Source organism: Pseudomonas sp. E6002, assembly GCF_013385565.1.
Taxonomy (GTDB): Bacteria; Pseudomonadota; Gammaproteobacteria; order Pseudomonadales; family Pseudomonadaceae; genus Aquipseudomonas.
The window spans coordinates 16,134-28,397 of sequence record NZ_JACAPT010000014.1 but is presented as its reverse complement, the minus strand read 5'-3'; the positions used below and the strand labels follow the sequence as shown (position 1 = coordinate 28,397).

General features: G+C 61.1%; 10 protein-coding genes. 8 read left to right on the top strand and 2 right to left on the bottom strand.

The features are described 5' to 3' along the window. Positions 1-277: 277 nt before the first annotated feature. Positions 278-1,033 carry an L-ornithine N(alpha)-acyltransferase gene (gene olsB / locus HX815_RS13525; RefSeq protein ID WP_008431132.1) on the top strand — a complete coding sequence of 252 codons (756 nt, stop codon included), beginning with the start codon at positions 278-280 and terminating at the stop codon, positions 1,031-1,033. Continuing rightward, complete coding sequence (locus HX815_RS13520) at positions 1,033-1,824, top strand: lysophospholipid acyltransferase family protein (protein WP_003219789.1); 792 nt, start codon at positions 1,033-1,035, stop codon at positions 1,822-1,824. The genes olsB and HX815_RS13520 overlap by 1 nt, the downstream gene beginning before the upstream one ends. A gap of 109 nt (positions 1,825-1,933) precedes the next feature. Here the strand turns inward: HX815_RS13520 and HX815_RS13515 are convergent, their stop codons facing one another. Then, positions 1,934-2,518 (bottom strand): ACP phosphodiesterase, encoded by a 585-nt coding sequence (locus HX815_RS13515; RefSeq protein ID WP_003219791.1) that lies wholly within the window; start codon positions 2,516-2,518, stop codon positions 1,934-1,936. Positions 2,519-2,674: 156 nt separating this feature from the next. Between HX815_RS13515 and HX815_RS13510 the strand changes: the two genes are divergently transcribed. From HX815_RS13510 to HX815_RS13500, 3 genes are read left to right on the top strand one after another with little or no spacing between them, the layout of a single operon-like run. After that, a complete protein-coding gene (locus tag HX815_RS13510) occupies positions 2,675-2,989 on the top strand; it encodes a helix-turn-helix transcriptional regulator (RefSeq protein ID WP_003219793.1) in 315 nt (104 codons plus the stop codon). Between the two features lie 13 nt (positions 2,990-3,002). After that, positions 3,003-4,169 (top strand): MFS transporter, encoded by a 1,167-nt coding sequence (locus HX815_RS13505; RefSeq protein WP_003219795.1) that lies wholly within the window; start codon positions 3,003-3,005, stop codon positions 4,167-4,169. Positions 4,170-4,195: 26 nt separating this feature from the next. Further along, a complete protein-coding gene (locus HX815_RS13500) occupies positions 4,196-5,251 on the top strand; it encodes an alkene reductase (RefSeq protein WP_003219797.1) in 1,056 nt (351 codons plus the stop codon). Positions 5,252-5,481: 230 nt separating this feature from the next. On the opposite strand, the gene HX815_RS13495 is transcribed toward HX815_RS13500, so the two are convergent. Continuing rightward, positions 5,482-6,114 carry a TetR family transcriptional regulator gene (locus HX815_RS13495; RefSeq protein ID WP_003219798.1) on the bottom strand — a complete coding sequence of 211 codons (633 nt, stop codon included), beginning with the start codon at positions 6,112-6,114 and terminating at the stop codon, positions 5,482-5,484. Between the two features lie 286 nt (positions 6,115-6,400). Here HX815_RS13495 and HX815_RS13490 point away from each other — a divergent pair, with 286 nt between their 5' ends. The 3 genes from HX815_RS13490 to adeC are packed head-to-tail and all read left to right on the top strand — an operon-like array spanning position 6,401 to position 12,168. Next, positions 6,401-7,549 carry an efflux RND transporter periplasmic adaptor subunit gene (locus HX815_RS13490; protein ID WP_003219800.1) on the top strand — a complete coding sequence of 383 codons (1,149 nt, stop codon included), beginning with the start codon at positions 6,401-6,403 and terminating at the stop codon, positions 7,547-7,549. A 3-nt stretch (positions 7,550-7,552) separates the two neighbouring features. Next, complete coding sequence (locus HX815_RS13485; RefSeq protein ID WP_003219803.1) at positions 7,553-10,714, top strand: efflux RND transporter permease subunit; 3,162 nt, start codon at positions 7,553-7,555, stop codon at positions 10,712-10,714. Beyond that, positions 10,711-12,168: an AdeC/AdeK/OprM family multidrug efflux complex outer membrane factor gene (gene adeC / locus HX815_RS13480; protein ID WP_003219806.1), complete on the top strand. Its 1,458-nt coding sequence runs from the start codon at positions 10,711-10,713 to the stop codon at positions 12,166-12,168. Before HX815_RS13485 ends, adeC begins: the two co-directional genes overlap by 4 nt. The last annotated feature ends 96 nt before the right edge of the window (positions 12,169-12,264 follow it).

Sequence of the window (12,264 nt, the reverse complement as noted above, 5' to 3'; positions counted from 1 at the left end):
GCGAGGCACCGAGTGGTGGGGCAAAGACCTTTTGGTTACTTTTGGCTGGGCCGGCATTCCGGGCGTTTGCCAAAAGTGACCCGCTGTAAGAGCGGAACCCCAAGCCGCCGTTACCGCAGCAACGGATATGTACACAAAAAACACAGCACCCACCGGCGAAATGCCTGTCATCTAAGCGTCACCGTAACTTCATGGAGATGACACCGGCCCTACATAGCCTGACATGGCACAAACAAGTCGACCGGCCGTAACCCTGGCCGGCACTCGGAGACTCGCCATGACTCAGATCGCCCGCATCAGCGACACCGGCAATGAACGCCGCCTGCAAGCCGAACGCCTGATCGGCGCCCAGGCTTTGCAGGAAGCCCAGGCCCTGCGGTTCAACGTGTTCAGCGGCGAATTCAACGCCAAGCTGAAAGGCGCTGAACTGGGCCTGGACATGGATGACTATGATGTTCACTGCAGCCACATCGGCGTGCGGGATTTGAACAGCGGTCGACTCGTCGCCACCACCCGTTTGCTCGACCACCAGGCCGCCACCACCCTGGGCCGCTTCTACAGCGAAGAAGAATTCAGCCTCCACGGCCTGCTGCACCTCAAAGGCCCCATCCTGGAAATCGGCCGCACCTGCGTCGACCCCGCCTACCGCAACGGCGGCACCATCGCCGTGTTGTGGGGCGAGCTGGCCGAAGTCCTCAACCAGGGCGGCTACAGCTACCTGATGGGCTGCGCAAGCATCCCGATGCACGACGGCGGCATCCAGGCCCACGCCATCATGCAGCGCCTGCGCGAACGCTACCTGTGCAACGAACACCTGCGGGCCGAGCCGAAAAAGCCGCTGCCGGCACTGGACCTGCCATCCAACGTCATCGCCGAAATGCCCCCCTTGCTCAAGGCCTACATGCGCCTGGGTGCAAAGATTTGCGGCGAACCCTGCTGGGACGAAGACTTCCAGGTCGCCGACGTGTTCATCCTGCTCAAGCGCGACGAGCTGTGCCCGCGGTATGCCCGCCACTTCAAGGCAGCCATGTGATGAGCCGCCTTCGGGTGTACGGGCGAATTGCCCGCGTGCTGGTGGTGGTGGCCCTGGGTTTGACCATGGCCAGTGTGTTTGGCGTGTTTGAACGTCTGGGCGTGGCCAACTCGATGGTGCGCCGGCAGCGCTGGTCGCGTTTTTTCATGGCACGGCTGACCAACGCCCTGCCCTTTCGCGTGACCGTTCACGGTGAGTTGCCGCAACAGTCGATGCTGTGGGTCAGCAACCACGTATCGTGGACCGATATCCCGCTGCTGGGGATGGTGGCGCCGATGTCGTTCCTGTCCAAGGCCGAGGTGCGCACCTGGCCGGTGGCGGGCTGGTTGGCCGCCAAGGCAGGCAGCCTGTTCATCCGCCGAGGTTCGGGGGACAGCCAGTTGATTCGCAAACAGATGACGCGTCATCTGGAACAACAACACCCGCTGTTGATGTTCCCGGAAGGCACCACCACCGACGGCCGCGCCCTGCGTACGTTCCACGGGCGGTTACTGGCCAGTGCGATTGATGCCGATGTGTCGCTGCAACCGGTGGCGATTCGTTATCTGCGCGATGGCCACATCGACCCGCTGGCACCGTTTATTGGCGACGATGATTTGCTCTCGCACTTGATGCGTTTGTTCGGCAATGACCAGGGCGACGTGGAAATCCATCTGCTCAAGCCGATTGCCTGCGCCGGGCAGGAACGTGCGGCGCTGGCGTTCCAGGCGCAGCAGGCGGTGCAGAAGGCGTTGTTTGGCCCCCTTCCAGAAGCTGAGCAAATGCCAGCGCGGCCAGCATTCGCGGCCTGAAGCGAGCACGGTGAAAAATGTGGGAGCGGGCTTGCTCGCGAAGGCGGTGCATCAGTCAGCAGATTCATTAGCTGACCCACCGCTTTCGCGAGCAAGCCCGCTCCCACATTTATAGTTGTATTGCCAACTGGCTATTTGAGAACCGCTGCAATTCTGGGTAAAACACCCGAAAGTCCTCGCTCAACGGCTCGTACAGCGCTCGTAATTCCTGCATGGCATGGCCCAGTTCTTCGGGCCGTGTCAGGCGTCGGCCAATTCCTCGAAGTACCTGTTCCATCACCGCAAATTCGCGGTACGAACCCAGCCAGTCATCCGCCGCCATGTACGGCGCAATCTGCGCCAGCCGCCCCGGCAATGCCGGTTCTTCGGCGAGCACCCGGTAAACCTCAGAGGTAAATCGCTCCAGCGGCTGATCGGCATATAACGCCCAGTCCCGCGCCAGGCAGTGGTCGAAAAACACATCGAGGACAATCCCGGCATAGCGGCGCCGGGTCAGGGTGAAGCGCGACAGCGCCTGCCCGATCAGCGGATGACTGTCGGTGTAGCGATCGATTGAGCGATGCAACTGAATCGCCGACTCGATTTGCGGGCTGAACTGGCCTTGCAGGCGACCTTTAACAAAGTCGCCATACAGGCTGCCAAGCAATTGAGCAGGAAGTTGGCCGCCGAGGTGCAGATGTGCGAGATAATTCATGGCGCGCAGTCTAGCACTGCCGTCAACGTATCGTTATAACCCGATATACCGATTCAATCTGGTTTAAGACCAAAATCATATTGGTATATCGGGATACAACGATTTAAAGTTCGCCTCATCGCGATATAACGTTTTACAAAACCGAGCATCACTGCCATGTCCATCGACCTCGACGAAATAATAAAAGCCCTGGCGCACCCAGTACGGCGAGACATCCTCAACTGGCTGAAAGACCCGAAAGTGCAATTCCCCGAGCAGCTGCACAACCACGAATACGGCATTTGCGCCGGGCAGATCGACCAGCGCTGCGGGCTGTCTCAGTCCACCGTGTCGGCGCACCTGGCGAACCTGCAACGGGCGGGGCTGATCAGCAGCCAGAAGGCCGGCCAATGGCACTTTTTCAAACGCAATGAGGACGTGATCCAAGCCTTCCTCAAAGCGCTCACCGAAGAACTCAGCGCACCGCTGTAACAAGGACCCATCAATGCCTCTCTCGCTACTCATCCTGGCCTTAAGCGCCTTCGCCATCGGTACGACCGAGTTCGTCATCATGGGCCTGTTGCCCGATGTGGCGGCCGACCTCGGTGTATCGATTCCCGGCGCCGGCTGGCTGGTGACCGGCTACGCCCTGGGCGTGGCCATCGGTGCCCCCTTCATGGCACTGGCCACCGCCAAGCTGCCGCGCAAGGCCGCCCTGGTAGCGTTGATGGGCATCTTTATCATCGGCAACCTGCTCTGCGCCCTGGCCAGCGACTACAACGTGCTGATGTTTGCCCGTGTGGTCACCGCGCTGTGCCACGGCGCCTTCTTCGGTATCGGATCGGTGGTCGCCGCCAACCTGGTGCCGGCCAACAAGCGTGCTTCGGCCGTGGCGCTGATGTTCACCGGACTGACCCTGGCCAACGTGCTCGGCGTACCGCTGGGCACCGCGCTGGGTCAGGAAGCCGGCTGGCGCTCGACCTTCTGGGCCGTGACGGTGATTGGGGTGATCGCCCTGATCGGCCTGATCCGCTTCCTGCCGGCCAAGCGTGACGAGGAAAAACTCGACATGCGCGCCGAGCTCAGAGCACTCAAAGGCGCCGGCATCTGGCTGTCGCTGAGCATGACCGCGCTGTTCGCTGCCTCGATGTTCACCCTCTTCACCTACGTCGCGCCGCTGCTGGGGGACGTCACCGGTGTTTCGCCCAAAGGCGTGACCTGGACCCTGCTGCTGATCGGCCTGGGCCTGACCGTCGGCAACATTATCGGCGGCAAGCTGGCAGACAAGCGCCTGGCTGCCACCCTGATCGGCGTGTTCATCAGCATGGCGGTGGTGTCCACCGTCCTGACCTGGACCAGCGTCGCCGTGATCCCGACTGAAATCACCCTGTTTCTCTGGGCCACCGCCTCGTTTGCCGCCGTACCGGCACTGCAGATCAACGTGGTGACCTTCGGCAAGGCCGCACCGAACCTGGTGTCCACCTTGAACATCGGCGCCTTCAACATCGGCAACGCCCTCGGCGCCTGGGTGGGCGGCAGCGTGATTGCCCACGGCTTCGGCCTGACCAGCGTGCCCCTGGCCGCTGCTGCACTGGCCGTGCTCGCGCTGCTGGTGACCCTGATTACTTTCCGTCAGACCGGCGATGCCGACCTGGCCCCCGCGACTAACTGATCAACTAAAGAGAAGGGTGTTATCCCATGACGACTATTTTCGATCCGATCAAACTGGGCGACCTGGAACTGTCGAACCGCATCATCATGGCGCCGCTGACCCGCTGCCGTGCCGACGCCGGTCGCGTGCCCAATGCGCTGATGGCTGAGTACTACGTCCAACGCGCTTCCGCCGGGCTGATCCTCAGCGAAGCCACCTCCGTAACGCCAATGGGCGTGGGTTACCCGGACACCCCGGGCATCTGGTCCAACGACCAGGTTCGCGGCTGGGCCAATGTGACCAAGGCCGTGCACGGTGCAGGCGGCAAGATCTTCCTGCAACTGTGGCACGTGGGCCGGATCTCCCACGAGTCGTACCTGGACGGCGAAGCACCGGTTGCCCCAAGCGCCATCGCAGCCAAGGGCCACGTCAGCCTGGTGCGTCCACTGGCCGACTACCCTACCCCGCGCGCCCTGGAAGTCGCTGAAATCGCCGACATCGTCGACGCTTACCGCGTAGGCGCCGAGAACGCCAAGGCCGCCGGCTTTGACGGCGTGGAAGTCCACGGTGCGAACGGCTACCTGCTCGATCAGTTCCTGCAAAGCAGCACCAACCAGCGCACCGACAACTACGGCGGCTCCCTGGAAAACCGCGCACGCTTGCTGCTCGAAGTCACTGACGCCGTGATTGAAGTCTGGGGCGCCGGTCGCGTCGGTGTGCACCTGGCACCACGCGCCGACGCACACGACATGGGCGACGCCAACCTGTCGGAAACCTTCACCTACGTCGCCAAAGAGCTGGGCAAGCGTGGCATCGCGTTCATCTGCTCCCGTGAAAAGGAAGCGGGCGACAGCCTCGGCCCACAACTGAAAGCCGCCTTCGGTGGCCCGTACATCGCCAACGAACGCTTCACCAAGGACAGCGCCAACGCGTGGCTGGCTTCGGGCAAGGCTGACGCCGTGGCATTCGGCGTGCCGTTCATCGCCAACCCGGACCTGCCGGCTCGCCTGAAGGCCGATGCACCGCTGAACGAAGCACATCCAGAGACTTTCTACGCCAAAGGCCCGGTCGGCTACATCGACTACCCGACCCTGGCACTCTGATCTGCTGAAACGAAAAAGCCCCGACTTGCGAGAGCCGGGGCTTTTTTATGGGCCGCAGGAAACATTCCTTCACAGCCTTGCAACAATATTGCTACAAAATACTTAGCCAACTACCTATCAACCGCCCGCCAGCCCGTATATAACGTCACCCCACAAAATCAGGGAAAAGCCTGATTGACCAGCCCCGGTGTTTATTGTTGACACAACTGGTCGCAATTACGCATTTTGTCTTAATTGCGCAGGCCAGGGCTCAAGCGCAGCATGTCCAACGCGATATCGACCCAGCGCTCTGCGTCCTGGGCCAACTGGAAACTGTCGGGCACCAGCAGCCACTGGCCGAGAATTCCGTCGATATAGGCGTGCATGCACACCGCGGCACGTACGGTGTCGAGATTCTCCGGAAGCTGCCCGCGATGGACCGCGTTACGCAAGGTCAGCCCGATGCGCAGGTTGCATTCGAGGCTGGCGGTCTGGCGCTGACGGCGCAGATCACACATTTCATCGGTGAATTCGCACTTATGAAACAAAATCTCATTGATGCGCCGGGTCTTAGGGTCCAGGGCCACTTGATGGAACAGATGAATCAGCAGCTTGCGCATGCAACCCAGCGGATCGACCTCGTCCTCGCTCTCACTGGCCCTGGCCAATTCATCCAGCGGCTCGTGCAGCGTATCGAGCATCGCCTGCACCAGGTCGGCCTTGTTGCTGAAATGCCAGTAGATGGCACCACGTGTCACGCCTGCCAGCGCGGCAATATCCGCCAGCGTGGTACGCGCAACCCCGCGCTCGTAGAAGGCCTGCTCGGCCGCTTCAAGAATCTGGCTGCGCGTTTCCTGAGCTTCCTCTTTGGTACGACGAACCATGGCAGTAAAACCTCAATCAGGAGACTTGGGGTGATCGGTAACGCAGACTCAACCGCCGCTAACGACCATCTGAATAATTGTGGGACGACGCCGTCAAGGGCGCCGAACGTACTAGAATCGAGGCTTTGGACGCTGCTTTGTCAACATTCCGCGAAGCCTGTCAAGAGTTTACAAACAACCATGAACGTAAGTATATTGCGTAGCAAGCTACTTATCCACTCAGTGCCTGTTTTTTACCCTTCCACACTTCTTGTGCGCACTCTGCGCGCCTGACCCGAGGATCTTCATGCAACTTAAGCCAGCTGTTACCGCCCTGGTTACTGCCGTCGCCCTGGCATCGCTGCTCAGCGGATGTAAAAAGGAAGAAGCGGCTCCGCCCGCTCAAACCCCTCAGGTCGGCGTGGTCACTATTCAACCTCAAGCCTTTACCCTGACATCCGAGCTGCCAGGCCGCACCACAGCCTACCGCATTGCCGAGGTTCGCCCTCAGGTCAACGGCATCATTCTCAAGCGTCTGTTCAAGGAAGGGGGCGACGTCAAGGAAGGCCAGCAGCTCTATCAGATCGATCCGTCGGTGTATGACGCCTCGCTGAAAAGCGCCCAGGCCAACCTCGCCCAGACCAAATCAATTGCCGATCGCTACAAGCAGTTGGTCGATGAGCAGGCCGTCAGCCGCCAGGAATACGACACCGCCGTGTCCAACCGCATGACCTCTGAAGCCAACGTGCAAACGGCCCAGATCAACGTGCGCTACACCAAGGTGTTTGCCCCGATCTCCGGGCGTATCGGTCGCTCTTCGGTCACCGAAGGCGCGCTGGTCAGCAACGGCCAGACCGACGCCATGGCAGTGATCCAGCAACTGGACCCGATCTACGTCGACGTCACGCAGTCCTCTGCCGAGATGCTGAAACTGCGTCGCGACCTGGAAAGCGGCCAACTGGAAAAAGCCGGCGAAAACGCGGCCAAGGTCAAGCTGACCCTGGAAGACGGCACCGCCTACGGCGTGGAAGGCAAGCTGGAATTCTCCGAAGTCTCGGTCGACGAAACCACCGGTTCCGTGACCCTGCGTGCCGTGTTCCCGAACCCTGACCACACCCTGCTGCCGGGCATGTTCGTCCACGCGCAGTTGCAAGCCGGTGTGAACAGCAAGGCCATCCTGGCACCACAGCAAGGCGTGACCCGCGACCTGAAGGGCATCCCGACCGCGCTGGTGGTGAACAAGGACAACAAGGTCGAGCAACGTGTACTGGTGGCCAACCGTACTACCGGCGCCTACTGGCTGGTGGAAAAAGGCCTGAACGCCGGTGACCGTGTGATCACCGAAGGCCTGCAATTCATCAAGCCGGGCATCGAAGTCAAGGTCAAGGACGCTGATAACGCCAAACCCGCCGGTTCCGCTGCTGCTCCTGCTGCCGCTGCTGGTCAAGGGGAGTAATTCATGTCGAAATTTTTTATCGACCGTCCCATTTTCGCCTGGGTAATTGCCCTGGTGATCATGCTGGTCGGGGCACTGTCGATCCTGAAGTTGCCCATCAACCAGTACCCGGCCATCGCGCCAACCGCCATTGATATCCAGGTGACCTACCCGGGCGCGTCTGCACAAACCGTGCAGGACACCGTGGTGCAGGTGATCGAACAACAGCTCAACGGTATCGACAACCTGCGTTATGTCGCCTCGGACAGTAACTCCGACGGCAGCATGACCATCACCGCGACGTTCAACCAGGGTACCAACCCGGACATCGCCCAGGTTCAGGTACAGAACAAGCTCAACCTGGCGACCCCGCTGCTGCCACAAGAAGTACAGCAGCAGGGTATCCGCGTTACCAAGTCGGTGAAGAACTTCCTGATGGTGATCGGTCTGGTGTCGGAAGACGGCAGCATGACCAAGGATGACCTTTCCAACTACATCGTTTCCAACATCCAGGACCCGATTTCCCGGACCGCCGGTGTGGGCGACTTCCAGGTGTTCGGTTCCCAGTACGCCATGCGTATCTGGCTCGACCCGGCCAAGCTGAACAACTACCAGCTGACGCCCGTGGATGTCAGCAACGCCATCCAGGCGCAGAACGTCCAGGTGGCCACCGGCCAACTCGGCGGCCTGCCTGCCCTGCCCGGCACTCAGTTGAACGCCACCATCATCGGCAAGACGCGTCTGCAAACCACTGAAGCGTTCGGCAATATCCTGATGAAGGTCAATACCGACGGTTCCCAGGTTCGCCTGGGTGACGTTTCGCGTATCGAACTGGGCGGCCAGAACTACAGCATCAGCGCACAGTTCAACGGCAAGCCGGCTTCCGGTATGGCGATCAAGCTGGCAGCCGGTGCCAACGCACTGGACACCGCCAAGGCGATTCGCGAAACGGTTGCGTCCCTCGAACCGTTCTTCCCGCCTGGCATGAAGGCTGTGGTGCCGTATGACACCACGCCGGTTGTGACCGAATCGATCTCCGGTGTGGTTCACACCCTGATCGAAGCGATCGTGCTGGTGTTCCTGGTGATGTTCCTGTTCCTGCAGAACTTCCGCGCCACCATCATCACCACCATGACCGTACCGGTGGTATTGCTGGGTACCTTCGGGATCCTCGCTGCGTTCGGCTTCACCATCAACACCCTGACCATGTTCGGCATGATCCTGGCCATCGGCTTGCTGGTGGACGATGCCATCGTTGTGGTGGAGAACGTCGAGCGGGTAATGGCCGAGGAGCACTTGTCGCCCAAGGAGGCGACGGTCAAGTCCATGGGCCAGATCCAGGGGGCCCTGGTGGGTATCGCCCTGGTGCTGTCGGCGGTATTGCTGCCAATGGCGTTCTTCGGTGGTTCCACCGGTGTGATCTACCGCCAGTTCTCCATCACTATCGTTTCGGCGATGGCGCTGTCGGTACTGGTTGCCCTGGTCTTCACCCCGGCCTTGTGCGCCACCATGCTCAAGCCGATTGACCCGGAAAAACACGGCCAACCCAAGCGCGGCTTCTTCGGCTGGTTCAACCGTACCTTCGACCGTGGCGTACTGAGCTACGAGCGCGGCGTCGGTAACATGATCAAGCACAAGTTCCCGGCGTTCGTGGTCTATGCCCTGATCCTTGCCGGCATGATCTGGATGTTCACCCGCATTCCAAGCGCGTTCCTCCCAGAGGAAGACCAGGGCGTGATCTTTGCCCAGGTACAAACGCCGGTGGGTTCTTCGGCTGAACGTACGCAGAAAGTCATCGACGATATGCGCGCCTACCTGTTGAACGACAAGGAAGGCGAGCCAGGCGAAGGCAAGGCTGTCAAATCGGTGTTTACCGTGAACGGCTTCAACTTCGCCGGTCGTGGCCAGAGCTCGGGCCTCGCATTCGTGATGCTCAAGCCGTGGGACGAGCGTGACTCGAGCCAGTCGGTATTTGAGGTTGCCAAGCGTGCCCAGGGTTACTTCTTCGGGGCCTTCAAGGACGCCATGGTATTTGCCGTGGTGCCACCTTCGGTACTCGAACTGGGTAACGCCACCGGTTTCGACGTGTTCCTGCAAGACCAGGGCGGCGTCGGCCACCAGAAGCTGATGGATGCGCGTAACCAGTTCCTGGGTGCCGCGGCACAAAGCAAGATCCTGGCGGGCGTGCGCCCCAACGGCGTGAACGATGAGCCGCAGTACGAGCTGACCGTTGACGACGAGAAGGCCAGTGCCCAGGGCATCAGCCTGGCAGACATCCAGCAGACCCTGGCAATCGCCTTGGGTGGCAGCTACATCAACGACTTCATCGACCGTGGTCGTGTGAAGAAGGTGTATGTACAGGGTGACGCCGCCAGCCGGATGTCTCCGGAAGACCTGAGCAAATGGTACGTGCGCAGCACGTCCGGGAAGATGGTGCCGCTGTCGGCCATCTCTTCGGGCAAGTGGATCTTCGGTTCGCCGAAACTCTCGCGCTATAACGGTGTAGCGGCGATGGAAATCCTCGGTACCCCGGCACCTGGCTACAGTACCGGTGATGCGATGGCGGAAGTCGAACGCATTGCCAAGGACCTGCCGGCTGGCGTTGGTTACTCCTGGACCGGTCTGTCGTATGAAGAACGTCTGTCCGGCTCCCAGGCACCTGCGCTGTACGCCCTGTCGCTGCTGGTGGTGTTCCTCTGCCTCGCGGCACTGTACGAAAGCTGGTCGATCCCGATTGCGGTGATTCTGGTTGTACCGCTGGGTGTGATCGGTGCGTTGATCGCCACCAGCCTGCGGGGACTGTCCAACGACGTGTTCTTCCAGGTGGGCCTGTTGGTGACGGTGGGTCTGGCAGCGAAAAACGCCATCCTGATCGTGGAGTTCGCCAAGGAGCTCCACGAGCAGGGCAAAGGCATTGTCGAGTCGGCCATCGAGGCATCCCGCATGCGTCTGCGACCGATCATCATGACGTCCATGGCGTTCATGCTCGGCGTACTGCCCCTGGCAATTTCCACCGGTGCCGGCTCAGGTAGCCAGCACGCCATCGGTACGGGCGTAATTGGCGGTATGATCACCGCCACGGTCCTCGCGATCTTCTGGGTACCCCTGTTCTTCGCAACCGTGTCCTCCGCTGGCGAGCGTAAAAAGACTGAACCCAAGCAAACTCCTAAAGAGGCTGGCCAATGAGCAAGTCGCTACTTTCCTTAGCTGTCACGGCATTCGTGCTCAGTGGCTGCTCGCTGATCCCGGACTACCAGCGCCCTGAAGCGCCGGTAGCCGCGCAGTTCCCGCAGGGGCCGGCGTATTCGTCGGCCCAGGCGCCGGGCCAGGCGGCTGCCGAGCAGGGCTGGAAGCAGTTTTTCCATGACCCTGCCCTGCAACAGCTGATCCAGACCGCCCTGGTGAACAACCGCGACCTGCGTGTCGCGGCCCTGAACATCGATGCGTATGCCGCGCAGTACCAGATCCAGCGCGCCGACCTGTTCCCGGCGGTTTCGGCCACGGGCAGCGGCAGCCGTACGCGCACCCCGGCCAAGCTGTCGCAGACCGGCGAAGCGGGCATCACCAGCCAATACTCGGCGGGCCTCGGGATCAGTTCTTATGAGCTGGACCTGTTCGGCCGCGTACGCAGCCTGAGCGAACAAGCGCTGCAACAATACTTCGCGACCGAAGAAGCGCGCCGCACCACCCAGATCAGCCTGGTGGCCAGCGTGGCCAACGCCTACCTGACCTGGCAGGCCGACAAGGAGCTGCTCAAGCTCACCCAGGACACCCTGGGCGCGTACGAGCAGAGCTTCAAACTGACCTCGCGCAGCAATGAAGTCGGCGTGGCTTCGGCCCTGGACCTGAGCCAGGCCCGTACCTCGGTGGAAAACGCCCGGGTTGCACTGGCGCGTTATACCCGCCAGGTGGCCCAGGACGAAAACAACCTGACCCTGCTGCTGGGTACCGGCCTGCCGGCGAACATCGTCAGCCGGCCATTGGCTGATGACCTGTTGAGCGAAGTACCGGCCGGCCTGCCATCGGACCTGCTGCAACGTCGTCCCGACATCCTGCAGGCCGAGTACAACCTCAAGGCGGCCAACGCCAACATCGGTGCGGCACGCGCTGCGTTCTTCCCGAGCATCACCCTGACCGCCAGCGCCGGCACCGCGAGCCCGACCCTGGGCGGCCTGTTCAAGGGCGGTTCGGGTACCTGGTCGTTTGCACCGCAGATCAACATCCCGATCTTCAACGCCGGCAGCCTGCGCGCCAGCCTGGATTACTCGAAAATCCAGAAAGAGATCAACGTCGCCAACTACGAGAAAGCCATCCAGACCGGCTTCCAGGAAGTCTCCGACGGCCTCGCCGCCCGCGAGACCTACAAGCAGCAACTGGACGCCCAACGTGGCTTCGTCGCGGCCAACCAGGATTACTACCGCCTGGCCGAGCGTCGCTACCGTATTGGTGTCGACAGCAACCTGACGTTCCTCGACGCCCAGCGCCAACTGTTCAGTGCCCAGCAATCGCTGATCACCGACCGCCTGGCGCAGCTCAACAGCGAGGTCAACCTGTACAAGGCCCTCGGTGGTGGCTGGAACGAACAGACCGCGAAGAACGAACCGTTGAAAGAAGAAGCACCGCCCTTGAAGTTGTTCTGATAGTGGCGCAGTAAACAAAAACCGCTTCCCGCCCAGGAAGCGGTTTTTTTACGCCCATGACTTTGCGTTCGATCATCGCCCACAACCCGCTCTCCC

Bases quoted from the DNA above. Each gene is read 5' to 3' on its own strand.
- HX815_RS13495 (WP_003219798.1), bottom strand. From the start codon at position 6,114: ATGGTTCGTCGTACCAAAGAGGAAGCTCAGGAAACGCGCAGCCAGATT.
- HX815_RS13510 (WP_003219793.1), top strand. From the start codon at position 2,675: ATGTCCATCGACCTCGACGAAATAATAAAAGCCCTGGCGCACCCAGTA.
- HX815_RS13515 (WP_003219791.1), bottom strand. From the start codon at position 2,518: ATGAATTATCTCGCACATCTGCACCTCGGCGGCCAACTTCCTGCTCAA.
- adeC (WP_003219806.1), top strand. From the start codon at position 10,711: ATGAGCAAGTCGCTACTTTCCTTAGCTGTCACGGCATTCGTGCTCAGT.
- HX815_RS13520 (WP_003219789.1), top strand. From the start codon at position 1,033: ATGAGCCGCCTTCGGGTGTACGGGCGAATTGCCCGCGTGCTGGTGGTG.
- HX815_RS13500 (WP_003219797.1), top strand. From the start codon at position 4,196: ATGACGACTATTTTCGATCCGATCAAACTGGGCGACCTGGAACTGTCG.
- olsB (WP_008431132.1), top strand. From the start codon at position 278: ATGACTCAGATCGCCCGCATCAGCGACACCGGCAATGAACGCCGCCTG.
- HX815_RS13485 (WP_003219803.1), top strand. From the start codon at position 7,553: ATGTCGAAATTTTTTATCGACCGTCCCATTTTCGCCTGGGTAATTGCC.
- HX815_RS13505 (WP_003219795.1), top strand. From the start codon at position 3,003: ATGCCTCTCTCGCTACTCATCCTGGCCTTAAGCGCCTTCGCCATCGGT.
- HX815_RS13490 (WP_003219800.1), top strand. From the start codon at position 6,401: ATGCAACTTAAGCCAGCTGTTACCGCCCTGGTTACTGCCGTCGCCCTG.